Origin of the sequence: Catenovulum sediminis (genome assembly GCF_007289895.1) — a bacterium.
GTDB lineage: Bacteria > Pseudomonadota > Gammaproteobacteria > Enterobacterales > Alteromonadaceae > Catenovulum > Catenovulum sediminis.
This window is the reverse complement of the sequence record NZ_CP041660.1, coordinates 791,104-810,691: the sequence shown is the minus strand read 5'-3', so window position 1 is coordinate 810,691 and position 19,588 is coordinate 791,104. Positions and strand designations below refer to the sequence as shown.

Sequence of the window (19,588 nt, the reverse complement as noted above, 5' to 3'; positions counted from 1 at the left end):
TTTTTACTGATTTTTAGTCAGCTAAAGTTTGGCCAAAGTCAGGGAAGCCATTGTCTTTCCATTTTATCACGCGAACGCGCGCATCACGATTTGGATCGGTTAATGGATTGCCAATTAATTCTTTATACGTACGTGCGTGATAAATCATCAAATCTGTTTTGCCATCTTCTGCCACAGTAAAACTATTGTGACCTGGGCCGTAGCGTTTTAAGTCAGGATTGGATGAAAATACCGGCTCTTGTGATTTGCTCCAAGATGCTGGATCCATTAAATCCGCATCAACATCAGCCCACAATAAACCCATTGTATAGTTGTGATCGGTTGCGCTGGCCGAGTAGGTGACAAAAACTTTACCGTTTCTAATCAGTACGGCAGGCCCTTCATTCACTTTGTAACCTATAATTTCCCATGGGAGTTCAGGTTTTGTTAACTGAATAACAGGTTGTTTGATGCTGGTTGGCGATGTCATTTCAGCCATCCAAAGTGCTGTATTGTAGCTTGCATCTCTATCTTGTTGTGCCCAAATTTTGTAGCGTTTGCCCTTGTGCGTAAAGGTTGTTGCATCGAGTGCAAAACTTTCCCAACCACTGTCTACCTGGCCTTCTTCGACCCATTCACCTTCCATTGGATTTGCCGAATCATTAGACAGGGCGTACATTCTGATATGCCAGATATCTTCTGCTTTGGCTGCGGCAAAGTAGATATACCATTTGCCATCAATTTTGTGTAGTTCAGGCGCCCAGATATGGTAGCTCATAGGGCCTGATGCATGCTTGCGCCAGACAACTTTTTCTTCAGCTGTTTTGATACCATTGATGGTATCTGATTGGCGCAGAATGATGCGGTCAAACTCAGGAACTGACGCGATAAAATAATAAGTGTCATCTGTGTCTTTATAAACCCAAGGATCGGCACGTTGGGGGGCAATCGGGTTGTTATAATCTGTATTTTTTATCTCAACGCTTGATGAATCATCCGGGCCTGCACAACCTGCCAAAATTGCAGATGCTGCAAAGATTAACCCTGCTGTGGTTTTTTTGAATACACTAGATAGATATGTATGAGTTTTCACGTGGACCTCTTCTCATTAGGTTAATGGCTAACTTATTTTGTTAATAATTTAAAGAAATCATTACAATAAAGTATTACTATAGCATTAAAATAAAAATGTGCTATTGTTAATTTAAAATTTTGTTAGGTGTAATTTGGAGTAAATAGTGGTGGATGTTAAACAAAAACTGATTGTTGGGGTGATAGCTGCAATGGCTTTTATTGCGAGTATGGTTAATGCGCAAGAGGTGATTGTGCATGATCCTGTGATGGTCAAAGAAGGTAACCAGTATTATTTGTTTAGTACAGGGCCGGGGATTGTATTTTATCAATCGGACGATTTAGTTAATTGGAAACCGCAAGGCTCTGTATTTGATCCCGTACCTAAGTGGACAAAAGAAACTGTGCCTGAATTTGATGGCCATATGTGGGCACCTGATATTTATTTTCATCAGGGGCGTTATTATCTCTATTATTCCATTTCAGCGTTTGGCAAAAATACGTCGGCTATTGGTGTTGCCAGCACGCCTACGCTGGATAAAAACAATGCGAATTATGCATGGCAAGATCATGGCATGATTGTGCAGTCTGTGCCGAATCGTGACCTATGGAACGCCATTGACCCGGCTATTATTCAAGATGAAAATGGTGACACTTGGATGTCTTTTGGCTCGTTTTGGTCTGGTATTAAAATGGCGCGTTTAGCGGATAATTTGGTTGAACTATCGCAACCTCAGCAATGGGCTGCCACTGCAAAGCGTGAACGTTCAATCTTCACGCCGTCAACGGACGCTTACCCAGGGGCGATTGAAGCGCCTTTTATTTATAAAAAGGGTGAATACTTTTATCAGTTTGTCTCTTGGGATTTTTGTTGTCGTGGTGCAGAAAGTACTTATAAAGTGGTTGTGGGGCGTTCAAAATCTGCGATCGGTCCTTATCTCGACCAAGCGGGTGTTGATATGGCTAAAGGTGGCGGCACCATTGTGATTCAGGGCGATAAAAACTGGTATGGTCTTGGCCACAATAGTGCTTATACATTTGACGGCAAAGACTATATTGTATTTCACGCATATGATGCCAATGATAATGGCGCACCTAAATTAAAGATAATTGAAATGCAATGGGACGCAAACGGCTGGCCTGTTGTACCTGCTCATGAGATTGTCGAATTCAAAAGCAAAATTGTTGAATAATTAGCTCAACCAGCTTTATATCAAAAGTAACGCTTATTTCCAAAGACCTTAGGAGAAACCAAAAGGAGCGATTGGAAAGAGCGTTATTTTGCTTCTAATGGTTTCGTTACGCCAATAAATCTGCCAATTAATTTTTATGATATTGCATCAAATAGTTTGAATTAATGTTAAACATGGTATAGTAATACTAATGTTTGTGGCCTGAGTGGCTGAATATCTCACGAGTAGGAAGAATATGAAATCAAACTTAGTTAAATCGACAATTAAGTCGTTAAAACATCTTTGTATGGCTGGGCTCGCAACAATTGCACTTGCAAGTTGTAGTGCGACATCTGAACAAGCGGGTAATGCGCAAGTCGATACCCGTATTGCTAAAGACACTTTTGCTAATCCACTCTTTCGTAATGGTGCTGATCCTTGGATGCATTATTACAATGGTAACTATTATTTAACGACAACCACTTGGACATCACAACTGGTGATGCGTAAATCCCCGACAATAGCGGGATTGGCAGACGCACCAGAACACTATATTTGGTCGGGTGATGATCCAAGTCGCTGTTGTAATTTTTGGGCCTTTGAATTTCACCCGTTACAACGCCCAGAAGGCATGCGCTGGTATGTCATTATTACCTCTGGTGTAAAAGATCACTTTGGTGGACAGCGCAATCACATATTAGAAAGTGAAGGTTCTGATCCTATGGGGCCATATAAATATGCCGGCACGCCGATGCCGGACCATTGGAACATTGATGGTAGTTATTTTGAGCACAATGATGAACTCTATTTTATGTGGTCTGAATGGCATGGTGACGATCAGGTTAATTTGATTTCCAAAATGACAAATCCTTGGACCTTAACCGGTAAACGCACGGTTATTACAAAGCCCGAATATGACTGGGAAAAATCAGGGTTGAACGTTAACGAAGGTCCTGAAATTATCAAACACGATGGTCGTGTATTTTTGACGCATTCATCTAGTTTTTGTAATACCGAAGATTATAAATTGGCTGTGGTTGAGTTAGTGGGTGAAGATCCGCTTGAAGTTAGTTCATGGAAAAAATACGACAAACCGTTTTTCAGTAAAGCGAATGGTGTATATGGCCCGGGCCATCACGGCTTTTTTACATCGCCCGATGGGACAGAAGAATGGTTAATTTATCATGGTAACTCTTCTCCAACCGATGGTTGCAGTGGAACACGGGCAGCAAGAGCGCAACCATTTACCTGGGGTGACGACGGATTACCCGTATTTGGCGAGCCGTTAATGGATAAACAGCAGTTACCTGTACCCAGCGGCGAGCAAGGCCCATTAACTGCTAAAGTTGAAGGTGTGCGATACCGTGTGATAAACCGTCAATCAGGTATGTGTTTGCTAACTGATAAAAACGGCCAAATGACAGTGGGTGAATGCCAAGGTAATGTCTCGGAATGGGTGCTTGATCCGGCAAATGACGGTTTTTATCGATTGGCCAGTGCAGCGCACGGTACTTTTATGACAGAAGAAAATTGTGGCAGTGAAGTCACTGGTGTTTCTGCTCAACCTTGGGTTTCGTCAAACTGCCAGCGTTGGTCGGTTGATGCCTCTGAACATGGCTGGTTAAGATTTGCAAATGCACAAAGCATTAATCACTTACAGGTTGAAAACTGTAGCATTGAAAATAACCAAGGGGTTGAAACCGGTGGTGACCGATTTACAACCTGTACCGACTGGCGATTAGAGCCCGTTTCTACGTTTGCGATGATTAATGTGAACAGTGGTCGTGTGGTTTCTGTTGACAAATGCAGTCAAGAATTAGATGCAAATATTGTTCAGCACGAATATACAGACGCGGATTGCCAGAAATGGCAAGCCAGTTCAACAGGCGATGGATATTATACTTTTCAATCGCTTGATAAATCAGGCCTGTGCCTTGCGGTAAATGGAGTCAGCGATGGTAAACAGGACATTGCAGATAATGTGGTACATGCAGCTTGCAATGAACCAGATAGCGAGTGGCGATTCGAATTTTTGCAAAATGGCGCGCTGCGTATGGTTTCACGCCACTATGGATTAGCCTTAAAAGTTGCAGACTGTTCGCTTAAAAATGGCGATAACATTATGCAACAAGTCTGGAAAGATACCGTTTGTCAGCACTTTTATTTCCGCGTAGCTGAATAACACTGAGTTTGCAACCATTGCCAATCAGCAATCACTTGATTGGCATATTGGTTTGCATTTTGCAGTAAATCCGCTTTTAAATCAGGCAGGGTATCAGCAACCATTTTTTCAAACAGATGTGAACGCCTGTCTCCACGAGCATGTGCTAAAGCTAATGCTTGACCACATGCTTGTGCATATTGCACCAAATGTTTTGCTTTACCCGTTTGTAAGATATCCTCCGGTGCCAAACCAACACGCGCATGATGACGCGAGCGAATCAGCCAATGTGACTTTTTCCATAATAACTCGTCTAATACTAAGTCAGCATTACGCTGCATTCGGTACTGGCACATAACTGTTAAATGCGCCGGATTCAATTGATTGACTGGGCTCAAATCAGGAAAATAATAGAGAGGTGCTGCTTGGCGCTGCTTTTTTACTTCGACAATATGGTACAAATGATGAGTATCTGGATCAGACTTTTGTGTCGGGCCAACTAATAAATAGTACCTTTGCATATTAACCGAGCCGGTACCTGCGCCTAAACGCTGCACTATATCGATGATGTTATCGTCAACGTATGGTGCGAATGCTTTTTCTGCAGCCTGATACTGTTGCCGGCTCAGCCGTTTAAAGCGTTCTGGATTATCTCTGAAACCAAGGGTTTCTTGTGTCAGATCAACCGCTTTAGCCAGTGAACTTTTACTGTTAAATTTAGCCCCTTTACAGGTTCGGCTATGCGCTTTTTTAAACGCTTTGTGCAGTACATGTTGTTTAGCAAAGTTGTCTAACACATAGTTATAATTGATTTTATTTTTTGCTAGTTTTTTACAGGTTTTACGATAAGCATCGAGAAATTTATGTTGTGCTATTTCGTGAATATCTGCTGGACAGCGCACTCTGTCTAACGCGCCAGCTAAATGAATACTGACCAAACAACGCATTAAATCCCATGCCGCATGGCCCATGCAGGCATCGTCAAAATCATTGGGTGCGAAAATAACGGTATCCCCATGTGAACCTTCTTCGCTTAGTAAACCGAAATTGGATATATGGCAATCACCGATAATTGTGGTTAAGGGCCAGTTGAGTATGTTTTCTGGTAATTTCAGGAGGGTACTGGCGAGATCTTGATAAAACAATGCAGCACTGCCACGAAAAAATAAAAATGGGTCTATTGCCATTTTTTGATGTTTTGCCACCCCTTCTTCAGGGAGATAACCATCTACACGTTTAAAGGTTTCATTTAATAAAGCTTCTCGTGTTTGCATCATTATTTCCAAAATTTGTATTGTTACTCATAAGGTTAATGCTTTTGGCGGAATTTGCCAAAGAAGCAAGGCAAAAGCGAACATCGGCTGAATACGTATGCAAGAAATTGCTAAAATTGTTAACGGGTGGTTAAATTTTGAGGTATTTGTATAACACCTAAAACAACACCTAAAACAACACCTAAAGCAACACCTAAAATAATACCTAATATGGAACCACACACAATGAACAGCACACACTTGATAAAAAATAAACGAAGCTTTTGGTTGGTTTCGTTTATTGTTTTGCTCATGCTTTTTCTGCCTTTTATCGGTCATGCCGGCGTTAATACAAAAGGTTTAGGCGCAAGTTACACCGACAATAAACAAACGATTGAGTTTAAAATTTATTCAGAAAATGCAACGCGTATTGAGCTGTATTTATATGCGCAGGCAAGTGGCGCCGATGAAATTGAGCGACATTTATTAACTAAAAACAGTGAAAACATTTGGTCTATCAGTCTTTCAGTACAAAATTTAGACAGTCGATTAACCAGTACTGTTTATTACGGTTACCGTGCTTGGGGGGCAAACTGGCCGTATCAAGAAGATTGGCAAAAAGGTACGTCAGTCGGATTTATCAGTGATGTAGATGCGCAAGGCAATCGGTTTAACCCGAATAAATTACTGCTTGATCCATATGCGAAAGAAATGAGCCACGACTATATCACACCACAATGGAACGACGGAACCGTATACGCATCAGGTTCTCAATATCGCAATATTGACAGTGCCCCGTATGCGCCAAAAGGGATTATATTAACCGATGATGCTCAGTCATATGGTGTGAAACCAACGCGTGCTTTAAAAGATGACATTATCTACGAAGTGCATTTGCGTGGGTTAACTAAAAATGATTTATCTATTCCAGAACAATATCGAGGCACGTATAAAGGTGCAGCATTAAAAGCGGCTTATTTGGCTGATTTAGGTATTACCGCAATCGAATTTTTGCCAGTGCAAGAAACACAAAATGATACCAATGATATTGTAGAGTCGACTGACGGCGATAATTATTGGGGCTATATGACACTAAATTATTTTGCGCCCGATCGCCGCTATGCAAGCGACCAATCAGATGGTGGTCCAACAAGAGAATTTAAAGCTATGGTTAAAGCATTTCATGACCATGGCATAAAAGTTTTGGTTGATGTTGTTTATAACCACACAGGCGAAGGCGGCGCATGGTTTGCGGGGGATTCATCTACGTATAACCTCTACTCGTGGCGTGGTTTAGATAACCCGACTTATTATTCTTTAACGTCTGATAGACAACACAACTGGGACAACACCGGTGTGGGCGGTAACTACAATACTTACCATCCAGTCGCGCAAGACCTGATTATTGATTCGCTCGATTATTGGATTAATGACTTAGGGGTTGATGGTTTTCGTTTTGATTTGGCTTCTGTGTTGGGCAATACCTGCCAGCATGGCTGTTTTAACTTTGACAAAATGGATGCACAAAACGCGTTAAACCGCATTATTAACGAATTTACAGAACGGCCTGAATGGGGCGGTTATGGTACCGATTTTATTGCAGAACCATGGGCTATTGGTGGAAATTCGTATCAGGTTGGTGGTTTTCCGGCAGGCTGGTCTGAATGGAATGGGAGTTATCGCGATACCTTGCGTAAAGATCAAAACCAGATGGGACTAGAGTCGATTTCTTTGGGTCAACTGGCAAATATATTTACCGGCTCAGCATCTTTGTATCAAGATGACGGGCGTAAACCATGGAACTCGGTAAACTTTATAGTTGCGCATGATGGTTTTACGCTCAAAGATTTATATTCATGCAATAGTAAACACAACACACAAGCTTGGCCTTTCGGGCCATCTGATGGTGGCGAGAGCAACAATCATAGTTGGGATCAAGGTTGGTACAATCAAGCTTCAGCACAAAGACAGGCCGCTCGAAATGGTTTCGCGTTATTAATGTTAAGTGCCGGCACACCTATGATGACAGGCGGTGATGAGTATTTGCGTTCGATTCAATGCAACAATAATCCTTATAACCTAGACTCAGTTGCTAACTGGCTAAACTTTAGCTGGGATTCAGCACAAAGTAATTTCAATATATTTGTTAAACGCATGCTGCAATTTAGAAAAAACCATCCTGCATTACGGCCAGCCGATTTTTATCAATCTATTGATACAAATGGCAACGGCATGGAGCAGTTGCGTTGGTTTATGCCCAACGGCAATGTTGCGAACGCCAGCTACTTCAATGATACCAATAATCATGCTATCGCTTATCGCATTGATAGCTCTGAATTTAGCGAGCCCACCGCGGCAATATACATTGCTTATAATGGTTGGTCAGATACGGTCAATTTCACTTTGCCGTGGCCGGGTGTGGGTAAAAATTGGTATCGGGTAACAGATACGTCAAGTTGGAATGAAGGCCCAGAGACAATCAAATCACCCGGACAAGAAGATTTTATCGGTGGTGAATATACGTCTTACGGCTTGAATGGCCGCGCAGTGTTAGTGCTGATTGCAAAATAAACGGAGAAATGTAAATGAAACTCAAACATATACTGGCTACTTTGATAATCGGTGCAACTTTTAACAGTCATGCCGCATTGATAACAGTGGCGCAAGACGATGCTAATAACTATGGTAACCAATGGTTAGGTAATGGTGGCTACGGATTTGATGAATGGCATTTTATCAGTGACGCTTCTACCGGCAATGCCGGTGGGTTTTTAGCCAATAAAAGTGCCAACCATGATGTAAATCATATTGCTTCAAACCCAACGAATAATGCCTGGGGCAGTTATGCCAACGGCGGTGGATTTAATCAATTTGAAGCTTATCGTGGGTTTTCTAACAATGCTTTAGATGCGGTTGGCGACAGTTTTTCTGTTGCTTTTGAACATGGTGCTATTACACAAGGTGGCGCTGTCGGTTTTGTATTAAGAAACCAAAATATTCACAATACAATTGGCGACTATAACGCATTGAGCCGGTTCGAATTTGGCTTTATTGGTGGTGGTCAGCATTACAGTATTTTTGACGGGCAGGGCGTGATAGATACCGGAATTGATTTTACGGAAAATGGTTTGCGCTTAAATCTGCAGTTATTAAGTGAAAATATTTATCAATTGGATATTTTTAATGCATTGGATAACAGCTTGATTCAAAGCCGAAACGGTTTGTTAGGCGGAAGCGGTGCTATCAACAGTGTGGCTTTATACAATCGTGATGCTGAACTAGCAAATGCGTATTTTAACGATTTGTTGATTGCAGAAATGGCAGTAACAGATATTCCTGAACCGCCACCTTGGCTGCTAATAAGTGCTGCGTTGTGCTGGTTGGGAATGCGCCGATCTAACATAAACGGTATTAAAAATTATAAAAATTAAGTTAATGCTCGTAACTGAATGACTGTCGAGTAAATAACGGTAGGGATGTAATGTGCGATAAGGATGTCGCCATTATTCGGTAGTATCAAAACTTTGATTGATAGTGTAAAGCGCTGCTAATTCATCTGTGCTGGCGTTAAACCAATAACCCATTTCGCTTTTATCTATTATAACCGGCATTCTATGATGATACGCAGCGCATTGTTTTGTCCATTCATACCAGCCAGTGCAGGGGATAATGCAGCGATGATTTTGAATGGCATTTATAAAGGTTTTCTTTTCGTTGACCGATTCTTATTTGGCATTTATCAGTAAAGTTTTTGACCACTGAGGTTTGATTCCCCAACTTAAGTTTTTTTGTATAAATTGCCCGTTTTGCGGGATAACGCAGGCGACCTTTTGTGTCGGTTTGAGATCTGTATTACTGGTGGTTTGAAAATTAAGACCTAGCTGTTCACTGACCAGTTGGCTCAGTGGATCTGCAATTACATTTAATCGTCCGCACATATTTTTTGCCCAAATTTCGTTAAACTTTTATCTGTAATTAATACTAGTGCATATTAGAGCATATTGGTGCAAATTAGATGAGACAGATAAATAAGTGCCTATCAATTAACTCACACTCGTTTTTGTTAATCATGTATTATTTTATTTAAATGAAAAATTTTATTAAGTGAAATTTGATGAAAAATATAATGCAGACTTTTTTGCTTGGCTTGATACTGGTTGGTTGTGCTCAGGTGGCGCATTTTGAAACTTCAAATGATGGCCAAATTATTGAAACGCAAATCAGCGTTAGTAAAGCCATAGATATGAATTATTTGTTATATAAGCCGGTAGACGCTGCGCAAAAACAGCAAGCTTTGTTGTTATTTTTGCATGGTGGCGGTGAAGGCGGTGATAACCCTCAGGCAATAAAAAAGCACGGCCCACCCAAGTTAATCGCAGAAGGTAAAGCATTTCCATTTTACGTACTGGCACCCCAAAACCCGTATAAAAATGGCTTTTGGGATGACCAAGCCGTGTATGAATTACTGCAAAAAGTGATTGCGGAGCATAATATTGACCCAACAAAAATTTATTTAAGCGGAATGAGCAGAGGCGGATATGGGGCCTGGCGTTTAGCGATGAATTACCCTAATATTTTTGCCGCAATGGCTGTTGTGTGTGGCGCATCCGTACCCAAAGCATACGCTGCTAAAGTTAAACATATCCCCATTAAATTATTTCACGGCGAGAAAGATCAGGTGATCCCTGTCAGTGAAACAATTGAGATGTACAATGCGTTAACAGCCTTGAATGCGGATGTAACGTTAACTGTTTATCCGGAAGCTGATCATGATAGCTGGACACAAACTTATCAAGAAGATGCGCTATATGACTGGTTTTTAAGCCATTCAAGAGATTAGGGGGACTGCACATAGTCGCGTATTAAACTATCAGCGGTGTGAACGAATAGCTCGTTGCCATATTTGCCTGCTAATTTGTGCACGTTTGAGCGATTCTTCTAAACTAAAAGTGTCCGATATTGCTTGACCAGTACAGTTAGTGTCTAAACCCTACTTCTAACTGTTTTATAAACTTTATCTTTATCTCTTTTGCCTACACCTAAAACCAATACGGTAATTTCATTGTCATTGATTTCGTAAACTAGACGATAACCAGCGGTACGAAGCTTAATTTTATAGACAGAATCAAACCCGCTAAGTTTTGCAGACGGAACTTTTGGGTTTTCTAGTCGCTCAGTTAGTTTCTTTTTGAACTGATTTTGAATTGGTGGCGCGAGCTTTTTCCATTCTTTTAACGCCACGGGTAAAAACTTTAACTTATAAGTCATCCAGTGATACTTCTATCGCTTGGGATTTATCTTTTAGTCGCTCTTTAACTAATTTAGTTAGTTCAACATCATCAAGCATTTCCATCATCCATTCGTACGTGTCTGCTGGGATTAGATAAGCAGCTGGTTTATTGTGGTTCAATATCGCAATTGGAGAACCTGCAGCCTCGTTTAATAAAGCTGTTGGACTTTTTTTCAATTCCGAAATGCTGGCTGAACAATCTGCTAAAACTTGTCTCATAGTAACAAACCTAAAAAAGTGTTTATTTATGTACTTATTTTAGGCTTGTTTTGCATTGAGTAAAGCGTTTTGTGTGATTATTGCCCAAGTTAACACTTAAAAGGTTGAAATAACTTTTAGGGTTAATCGTTTTTAATCCATTTACCGCAGGTTTTAATAATCATTCCCCAGTCTTCATGGCCCATTTTTTGTGCAAACCATAATGGGTTTTTGCCTTGGGAAAGCATTTGAGAAGCAAAGGTATGGCGTGTTTGGTATGGATTTTGGTAAGTTAAATATAATCTAAAACTAGTCTACTAATTAAATTTCGCAGTTGATAGTCCGACAATCAAGTATCTAAATCATATCAATCAATTTATATTTTTAGATAGTGGAGTGGTGCAAGATTTAGTTCTTTCAATTAACCTTGGTATATCCTAGCCCATTAACTTTATTGGCTTTTTTAACACTTGCTATTGCAATAATCTCAGTTAACCATTGGCATCCAATAAGGTTTAAGGTACATTTTGCCTGCTGATAGAAAAGGATTACACTGATGGCAAACCAGATAAACAAAAAAGCATTTACCGAAACTGACATCATTACCAAATTTGTACTACCAGCCATTCAACAATCCGGATGGGACGACATTACTCAAATTCGCCAAGAGGTTAAACTACGTGACGGTAAAGTAATAGTGCGTGGGCAACTCGGTGTACGTAAAACGGTTAAATCAGCAGACATTGTTCTTTACCATAAACCCAGTATGCCGCTTGCTGTGATAGAAGCTAAAGCAAATAAGCACGAAGTAGGTAAAGGGCTCCAACAAGCACTCGATTACGCCAATTTACTTGATGTGCCGTTTATATTTGCCTCTAATGGCGACGGCTTTATATTTCACGACAAAACCAAGCTAGGCACCTCTGATGCTCACAACCTTGAATCTGAAATTCGCTTAGAAGATTTCCCGTCACCGCAAGAGCTTTGGGCTAAATATTGTGCCTACAAAGGCTATACAGAATCGCAACTCCCTATAATAAATCAAGCCTACTATGATGATGGCAGCGGCAAGCATCCGCGGTACTATCAGCTTCAAGCAATTAATAAAACAGTAGAAGCTATCTCAGCTGGTAAAGACCGCGTACTCCTTGTTATGGCAACCGGCACCGGTAAAACTTATACCGCGTTTCAAATCATTTGGCGCTTATGGAAATCACGCGCTAAAAAACGCATATTATTTTTAGCCGACCGTAACATATTGGTTGATCAAACTCGCATTAATGACTTTCAGCCGTTTGGCACCTCAATGACCAAAATCACCGGCAGAACAATCGACCCCGCTTACGAAATACACCTAGCACTTTATCAAGCGCTAACAGGGCCAGAAGAATCTCAAAAAGCCTTTAAGCAAGTAGACCCTGATTTTTTTGACCTCATTGTTATTGACGAGTGCCACCGTGGTAGCGCAAGCGAAGATAGCGCTTGGCGTGAAATACTCACCTACTTTGAAAGTGCTGCTCAAATTGGTTTAACCGCTACACCAAAAGAAACTGACGAAGTATCAAACACCGATTATTTTGGCGACCCTGCTTATACCTATTCGCTTAAAGAGGGCATAGAAGATGGCTTTTTAGCGCCATACAAAGTGGTACGTGTTGATCTTGATGTTGATCTACAAGGCTGGCGGCCAACAAAAGGGCAGGTTGATAACAACGGTGAAGTAATACAAGACCGCATATACAACCAAAAAGATTTTGACCGCACTATGGTGATTGACGAGCGCACCCAGCTGGTGGCCGAAACTATTACTAACTATTTAAAACGCACAGACCCTCTGGCTAAAACCATCGTGTTTTGTAACGACATAGATCACGCCGAACGTATGCGCCGCGCCCTTGCCAATTTAAACCCAGAGCAAATGGCTAAAAACGATAAATACGTGATGAAAATCACCGGCGATGATGAACTAGGCAAAGGCCAGCTCGACAATTTTATAAACCCGAAACGCCCGTACCCAGTTATAGCCACTACCTCCGAACTGATGACCACAGGGGTAGACGCCAAAACCTGTAAGCTAGTAGTGCTTGATCAAAATATTCAATCAATGACTAAGTTTAAACAAATCATTGGCCGTGGCACCCGTATTGACGATCGCTACGGCAAGCTATGGTTTACGATACTCGACTTTAAAAAAGCCACCGAGTTATTTGCCGATGAACGCTTTGATGGCACCCCAGAAAAAGTAATTAAAGTCACGCCTACCGATATTGAAAACGAAAACGTTGATATTGAATCACACGATGACGATACAACTGGCGCAGAGCAGCCTGATAGCGCTTTAGATAGCCAATTAGGCGAAGATGAAACCAATACAAATAACGACACTATTAACGAGCCCAGAGGCGACGGCAGCCTTGATGGTGAATGGAATGATGATACCAATAAAATGGTTAAGTACCGTGTCTCAGGCGTAAACGTTAATAAAGTGGCAGAGCGAGTACAGTATTACGATACCGATGGTAAACTTGTTACTGAGTCATTTATAGATTACACCCGTAAAACCATGAGCAAACAGTTTAGTTCACTCGACGACTTTGTTAAGCGTTGGAACGAGTCAGACCGTAAGCAAGCTGTAATAGATGAGCTTGCCGAAGAGGGCATTATTTGGTCAGCGCTTGAGGAAGAAGTCGGCAAAGACATGGACCCCTTTGATATGATCTGCCATGTCGTTTACGACCAACCTCCACTTACCCGCAAAGAGCGCGCAGATAACGTTAAAAAGCGCAACTATTTCACTAAATATTCGGGTACCGCACACACCGTACTTGAGAACCTTCTGTTAAAATACGCCGATGTAGGCGTGCAAGAAATCGAATCTATACAAGCGTTAAAAGTTGCGCCATTTACCGATATAGGTAACACCAAAGAAATCATCAAAAATGGCTTTGGTGGTAAAGCACAATACGAGCAAGCACTTAAAGAGCTTGAAGCCGAAATTTACCAAATGCCAGCGCCTAAAACAGCCTAAATTAATGTTTGCTGTTGCTATGTATTAGCCTCAGCAAACATTAAACCATTTAAAATTAAACAGCTTTCATATTGGCTTACAGCCGCTGTTTGTAAAAATAATTAAATAAGAGAAACCTATGTCTATCAGTTCAGCTATTAAATCTATTCAAGATATTATGCGTAAAGACGCCGGTGTCGATGGTGACGCACAGCGCCTTGGCCAAATGTCGTGGTTATTATTTTTAAAAGTATTCGACGCGCAAGAAGAAGAACTAGAGCTAGAATTAGACGATTATCGTGCGCCAATCCCTGAGCAATTTTTATGGCGTAATTGGGCGGCCGACAACGAAGGCATAACGGGCGATGAGCTTTTAGAGTTTGTAAACGACAAGCTATTCCCTGAGCTTAAAAACCTAACCGCACCCATAGATAAAAACCCGCGTGGCTATGTTGTTACACAAGCCTTTAGCGATGCCTTTAACTACATGAAAAACGGCACGCTACTTCGCCAGGTGATCAACAAGCTAAACGAAATAGACTTTACCGACTCAAAAGAGCGCCACTTATTTGGCGACCTGTACGAGCAAATATTAAAAGACCTACAAAGCGCAGGTAACGCGGGCGAATTTTATACCCCGCGTGCTATTACTAAGTTTATAGTAGCAGTAACCGACCCAAAACTAGGCGAGTCAATTATGGACCCAGCTTGTGGTACCGGTGGCTTTTTAGCCTGTGCGTTCGACCATGTAAAAGCAAACTATGTTAAATCGGGCGACGACTACCAAATACTGCAAAAGCAAATACACGGTGTAGAAAAAAAGCAACTCCCGCACTTACTGTGTACGACTAATATGATGCTTCACGGTATTGAGGTACCGGTACAAGTTAAACACGGCAATACCCTTAATAAACCACTTTCAAGCTGGGATGACCAAGTAGATGTTATCATCACTAACCCACCATTTGGCGGCACCGAAGAAGACGGTATAGAAAAAAACTTCCCCAGCGACATGCAAACTCGCGAAACAGCCGATTTGTTCTTACAGCTCATTATAGAAGTGCTCAACACGAAAGGGCGCGCCGCAGTTGTATTGCCCGACGGCACTTTATTTGGTGAAGGCGTAAAAACCAAAATTAAAAAGCTATTGGTAGAGGAATGTAACTTACATACCATAGTACGTTTACCCAATGGCGTGTTTAACCCGTATACCGGCATTAAAACTAACATACTATTTTTTACCAAAGGCACACCCACAAAAGACGTGTGGTTTTACGAGCACCCCTACCCAGCAGGCGTTAAAAACTATAACAAAACCAAGCCAATGAAGTTTGAAGAGTTCAAAACGGAGCTCGAATGGTGGGGCAATGAGGCAGACGGTTTTGCCAGCCGAATTGAGACCGAGCAAGCGTGGAAGGTATCAATCGATGATATTATTGCCCGTAACTACAACCTAGACATTAAAAACCCGCATGTAGGCGAGGCAATCAGTCACGACCCAGAAGAGCTACTAGCCGATTACTCAAAGCAGCAAGCAGACATACAAGCACTACGTGACCAGCTTAAAGGTATATTGTCAGCGGCGCTTTCTAAAGATGTTGAGGGCAAGTAATGGCTGAGACTAAAGCACCAAACACAAGCGCCGAGCAGCTAATCACCGAACACCTTGATATTTGGACCACAGCCATTGAGCAAAACTCGTCATCAGGGCGTGGCTCATCTAAAAAGTTTTCACTTCACGGTATTAAAAAACTGCGTGAACTTATATTAGAGCTCGCAGTGCGTGGTAAGTTAGTACCACAAGATCCAAACGACGAACCCGCCTCAGTATTATTAGAGCGTATAGCTGCTGAAAAAGCGCAATTGGTTAAAGATAAAAAAATCAAAAAGCCAAAAGCATTACCAGAGATTAGTGAGGATGAAAAACCGTTTGAATTGCCTGAAGGTTGGCGTTTTTTAAGGTTAGGAGAAATTGGATATTGGGCAATTGGTTCTGGTTTTCCACAGGCTATTCAAGGAGAAACGGGTAAAGAGGTTTTAGTTTGTAAAGTTAGTGATATGAATCTAGAGGGAAATGATAAGTATATATACACGACTAAGAACTCTGTTGATTTTGAAACAGCTAAGGTGAAAAAGTTAAAAATACATCAAAAAGGAACTGTAATATTTCCAAAAATAGGCGGCGCAATCGCTACTAATAAGAGAAGAATAATATTTACCCCTACAGTTATTGATAACAATTGCTTAGGAATTACTCCATATAGTATTTTTGAAAGTGAATATCTTTACTTATATTTAAAATCGGTTGATTTTACTTATTTTCAAGCTGGAACATCAGTCCCAGCATTGAGTCAAACAGTACTGGAACTGATAGCTTTAGGTTTGCCACCGTTATCAGAACAAAAGCGTATTTCTAATAAAGTGAATGAGCTAATGAGCTTGTGTGATGCGCTTGAGGCACAAACTGAAAATAGTATTACGGCACATCAAACATTAGTTGAAGTGCTGTTAGAGGCCTTACTAAAAGCACCAGAGCAAGGAGCAACACCGGAACAAACCGCTGAACAGTTCCAACAAAACTGGCAACGTTTAAGCGAGCACTTCGACACGCTATTCACCACCACCGCCAGCATCGACACGCTAAAACAAACCATTTTACAACTCGCAGTAATGGGCAAACTCGTCCCACAAAACCCAAACGACGAACCCGCCGCCAAACTCCTAGAGCGCATAGCAGCAGAAAAAGCCCAACTGATTAAAGACAAAAAAATCAAAAAGCAAAAACCACTGCCTGAAATTACCGACGAAGAAAAACCGTTTGAATTACCAAGAGGTTGGTCATATACAAGATTAGATGACCTTTGTGCAAACGTAAGTTCCGGTTCCACACCTCCTAAATCAGAATTAAGTGAAAGCGGCGATATTCCATTTTTAAAAGTCTATAATATTCAAAATCAAGAGATTGAGTTTAAAGAACGCACACTATTCGTTACAAAAGACGCTCATATGAGTAAGTTGAATCGCTCCATTCTGTTCCCTGGTGATGTAATCATGAATCTTGTGGGGCCACCCCTTGGTAAGGTTGCAATAATGCCGAGTACTTATCCTGAGTGGAATTGTAATCAAAACATTGTTTGCTTTAGACCTCTCGAATTAGAGTTGAACAAATATATTTATACTTACTTAAAATCACACCTTTTTCTTAATTACATAACTTTGGTTGGTTCTGCTGGCCAAGACTTCATTTCGGGCACTAAATGTAGAGCAATTGCTTTACCTATCCCCCATTGAGTGAACAGCATCGAATTGTCGCTAAAGTCGATGAATTAATGACTCTATGCGACCAACTCAAAGCCCGTTTAACCGACGCACAAACCACTAAACTTCATTTAACCGACGCCATAGTCGAACAGGCGATTAATTAAGGTATTTGTATGAGCCAAAACATCAGTCAACTGTCAGATATTGATTTGTTAAAAGAAAGTGCGGAAGTTGAATGTAAACTGGCATCTGGCCGAGATGGGCAAGGCGCAGTACCGGATGATATGTGGCAAACCTATAGTGCTTTTGCAAATACCAGTGGCGGGAAAATATTTTTAGGTGTGCGCGAAAGAAAAGGCAAGCTGTCTTTAGAGGGCATTAAAACCCCAGCAAAACTGGTCAAAAATATCTGGGATTCATTAAATAATCCTCAAAAGGTCAGTGGCAATTTACTCAAAGAGAGCGACGTAAGTATTGAGTGTCTTCAAGGCAATCAGATAATTTGTATCAATGTGCCTCGATCATCAAGACATGATAGGCCGGTCTACATTAATGGTAATCCATTAACGGGTAGTTATATAAGACGATATGAGGCAGATCAAAAATGTAGTTCAGAGCAAGTTCAGCGCATGTTAGCCGAACGGCAAGACGCAAGAGACAACAAAATTTTGCAAGGGTTTGGTGTTGACGATGTAGACGACGAATCTTTACGTATATACCGCCAAATGTTTAAAGACGCTAAACCACAAGGGCATCCGTTTTTAGAGCAAGATGATCTTGGTTTTTTACGTTCAATTAAAGCGTGGCGCAAAGACAGACAAACAGGTGAAGAGGGCTTAACCTTAGCGGGCTTGTTAATGTTTGGTACTTGGGATGCTTTGCAAGAGGCATTACCCAATTATTTTTTAGATTATCAAGAAAAAGGTGAAGGCGAAGCACGCTGGATAGATAGAGTATTTTGTGATGGCTCGTGGACGGGCAATATTTTCGATTTTTATCGCAAAATTTATCGCAAACTAACCAGCGATTTAAAATTAAGTTTCACTTTAAAAGACGGCCAAAGGGTTGATCAAAACCCTGCTCACGAAGCAATTAGAGAAGCATTAGTGAATACATTGGCTCATGCCGATTATTTGAGTGACAGTCAAATTTTGGTTGAAAAATATCCGGACTATATTCGTTTTCGTAACCCAGGCTTAATGAGAGTGCCTGTTAAAGATGCGATAGCGGGTGGCGAGAGTATTTGCCGCAATCCAGCTATTCATCAAATGTTTTTAAATATTGGTTTAAGTGAAAAAGCAGGTTCGGGCGTACCTAAAATTTACAGTAATTGCCGCCTACAAAATTGGCAACCACCTAATTTATTTGAACGTTACGATATTGAACAGACCATTTTAGAGTTAAGAATGGTTAATTTAATTCCTGAAGAAATTACCGCAAAACTGGTTTCGCTATTTGGTGACAAATACCAACGATTAAATGAAATTAAAAAGTTGATTTTACAAACGGCGATAACTGAAAACTGGTTTACCCACGAACGAATTTGTTTGTTAACCAGCGCTAACGGCCGTGAGGTCACTTTGGCATTGAGCCGTTTGGTGAGTAATGGCATGTTAGTAGGCAGCGGCGAACATAAAAGCAAAGTGTATCATTTGGCTGATGAGGTTGTGCCGACACCTGAAAATGAAAGCGGTCAAAAAATAGAGTTTGTCGCTTCGCCTAAAGAGGGACAATTATCACTGACTCTCGATTTAGCTCCGGACATAACTCCGGACATAACTCCGGACATAACTCCGGACATAGCTAAAGCTAATGAAGATTTATGGAAGCAATTAGTGGGAATATCAGAACCCATTCGTAAAAACAGCGGGCGCCCTTCAAAAGCGGATGTACGTCAAACTATTGTTAATTTATGTATGGAAGCAAATGGCAAGTATATGAAAGTAAGACATTTTTCTGAATTGTTAGATATAAAACCTGACACCATTCGAAAAAACTATTTAACCCCTATGGTAAAAGAGCAAATATTACAACTGGCTTACCCAACGGCTACCCGTCATCCGGATCAGGGATATGCGATTAAAGAGTAAGCTGGCCGCGCCTTCTATTGAAGACGGGGCCGTAACTCTTTCTACACATGGTAGATGAGATGATTAGATCATTAGAGTGAATGACCTTTTTATCAAGTTTTTCTTT

General features: G+C 41.1%; 17 protein-coding genes. 10 read left to right on the top strand and 7 right to left on the bottom strand.

Annotation, left to right across the window (positions count from 1 at the left end; translation table 11 throughout):
* Positions 1-13: 13 nt before the first annotated feature.
* Positions 14-1,072 (bottom strand): glycoside hydrolase family 43 protein, encoded by a 1,059-nt coding sequence (locus FNT16_RS03285; RefSeq protein ID WP_221935058.1) that lies wholly within the window; start codon positions 1,070-1,072, stop codon positions 14-16.
* Between the two features lie 145 nt (positions 1,073-1,217).
* Here FNT16_RS03285 and FNT16_RS03280 point away from each other — a divergent pair, with 145 nt between their 5' ends.
* Positions 1,218-2,243, top strand: a complete 1,026-nt coding sequence (locus tag FNT16_RS03280; RefSeq protein ID WP_246072339.1) for an arabinan endo-1,5-alpha-L-arabinosidase — start codon at positions 1,218-1,220, stop codon at positions 2,241-2,243.
* A gap of 235 nt (positions 2,244-2,478) precedes the next feature.
* Entirely contained in the window at positions 2,479-4,404 is a 1,926-nt protein-coding gene (locus FNT16_RS03275) for a family 43 glycosylhydrolase (protein ID WP_143870200.1), read from the top strand.
* On the opposite strand, the gene FNT16_RS03270 is transcribed toward FNT16_RS03275, so the two are convergent.
* Together FNT16_RS03270 and FNT16_RS20330 are read right to left on the bottom strand one after the other, a co-directional pair.
* Complete coding sequence (locus FNT16_RS03270) at positions 4,383-5,660, bottom strand: DUF2252 family protein (RefSeq protein ID WP_221935057.1); 1,278 nt, start codon at positions 5,658-5,660, stop codon at positions 4,383-4,385. The genes FNT16_RS03275 and FNT16_RS03270 overlap by 22 nt on opposite strands.
* Before the next feature lie 116 nt (positions 5,661-5,776).
* A complete protein-coding gene (locus FNT16_RS20330; RefSeq protein ID WP_185976765.1) occupies positions 5,777-5,950 on the bottom strand; it encodes a hypothetical protein in 174 nt (57 codons plus the stop codon).
* Here FNT16_RS20330 and FNT16_RS03265 point away from each other — a divergent pair.
* A complete protein-coding gene (locus tag FNT16_RS03265; RefSeq protein ID WP_221935056.1) occupies positions 5,949-8,207 on the top strand; it encodes a glycogen debranching protein in 2,259 nt (752 codons plus the stop codon). The two genes, FNT16_RS20330 and FNT16_RS03265, sit on opposite strands and share 2 nt — an antisense overlap.
* A 14-nt stretch (positions 8,208-8,221) precedes the next feature.
* On the top strand, positions 8,222-9,067 hold the full coding sequence (locus FNT16_RS03260; RefSeq protein ID WP_143870198.1) for a hypothetical protein: 846 nt from the start codon (positions 8,222-8,224) through the stop codon (positions 9,065-9,067).
* A 72-nt stretch (positions 9,068-9,139) separates the two neighbouring features.
* Here FNT16_RS03260 and FNT16_RS20690 read toward each other — a convergent pair whose 3' ends face one another.
* Both FNT16_RS20690 and FNT16_RS20685 read right to left on the bottom strand, forming a co-directional pair.
* A complete protein-coding gene (locus FNT16_RS20690; protein ID WP_246072454.1) occupies positions 9,140-9,325 on the bottom strand; it encodes an SOS response-associated peptidase in 186 nt (61 codons plus the stop codon).
* Positions 9,326-9,361: 36 nt separating this feature from the next.
* Positions 9,362-9,574: an SOS response-associated peptidase gene (locus tag FNT16_RS20685; RefSeq protein WP_246072338.1), complete on the bottom strand. Its 213-nt coding sequence runs from the start codon at positions 9,572-9,574 to the stop codon at positions 9,362-9,364.
* A gap of 176 nt (positions 9,575-9,750) precedes the next feature.
* Between FNT16_RS20685 and FNT16_RS03250 the strand changes: the two genes are divergently transcribed.
* Positions 9,751-10,476 carry a carboxylesterase family protein gene (locus tag FNT16_RS03250; RefSeq protein ID WP_143870197.1) on the top strand — a complete coding sequence of 242 codons (726 nt, stop codon included), beginning with the start codon at positions 9,751-9,753 and terminating at the stop codon, positions 10,474-10,476.
* Positions 10,477-10,619: 143 nt separating this feature from the next.
* Here FNT16_RS03250 and FNT16_RS03245 read toward each other — a convergent pair whose 3' ends face one another.
* Together FNT16_RS03245 and FNT16_RS03240 are read right to left on the bottom strand one after the other, a co-directional pair.
* Complete coding sequence (locus FNT16_RS03245) at positions 10,620-10,904, bottom strand: type II toxin-antitoxin system RelE family toxin (protein ID WP_143870196.1); 285 nt, start codon at positions 10,902-10,904, stop codon at positions 10,620-10,622.
* Complete coding sequence (locus FNT16_RS03240; RefSeq protein WP_143870195.1) at positions 10,894-11,145, bottom strand: type II toxin-antitoxin system Phd/YefM family antitoxin; 252 nt, start codon at positions 11,143-11,145, stop codon at positions 10,894-10,896. Before FNT16_RS03240 ends, FNT16_RS03245 begins: the two co-directional genes overlap by 11 nt.
* A 535-nt stretch (positions 11,146-11,680) precedes the next feature.
* On the opposite strand from FNT16_RS03240, the gene hsdR reads away from it, so the two are divergent.
* The 5 genes from hsdR (at position 11,681) to FNT16_RS03215 (ending at position 19,482) form a co-directional block, all read left to right on the top strand.
* Complete coding sequence (gene hsdR / locus FNT16_RS03230) at positions 11,681-14,152, top strand: EcoAI/FtnUII family type I restriction enzme subunit R (RefSeq protein ID WP_143870194.1); 2,472 nt, start codon at positions 11,681-11,683, stop codon at positions 14,150-14,152.
* A gap of 118 nt (positions 14,153-14,270) precedes the next feature.
* Positions 14,271-15,743: an N-6 DNA methylase gene (locus FNT16_RS03225; protein WP_143870193.1), complete on the top strand. Its 1,473-nt coding sequence runs from the start codon at positions 14,271-14,273 to the stop codon at positions 15,741-15,743.
* Positions 15,743-17,422: a restriction endonuclease subunit S gene (locus FNT16_RS03220; protein WP_246072337.1), complete on the top strand. Its 1,680-nt coding sequence runs from the start codon at positions 15,743-15,745 to the stop codon at positions 17,420-17,422. The genes FNT16_RS03225 and FNT16_RS03220 overlap by 1 nt, the downstream gene beginning before the upstream one ends.
* Positions 17,419-17,556, top strand: a complete 138-nt coding sequence (locus FNT16_RS20680) for a hypothetical protein (RefSeq protein WP_246072335.1) — start codon at positions 17,419-17,421, stop codon at positions 17,554-17,556. Before FNT16_RS03220 ends, FNT16_RS20680 begins: the two co-directional genes overlap by 4 nt.
* A gap of 9 nt (positions 17,557-17,565) precedes the next feature.
* Positions 17,566-19,482 (top strand): ATP-binding protein, encoded by a 1,917-nt coding sequence (locus FNT16_RS03215; RefSeq protein WP_143870192.1) that lies wholly within the window; start codon positions 17,566-17,568, stop codon positions 19,480-19,482.
* Positions 19,483-19,588: the final 106 nt, after the last annotated feature.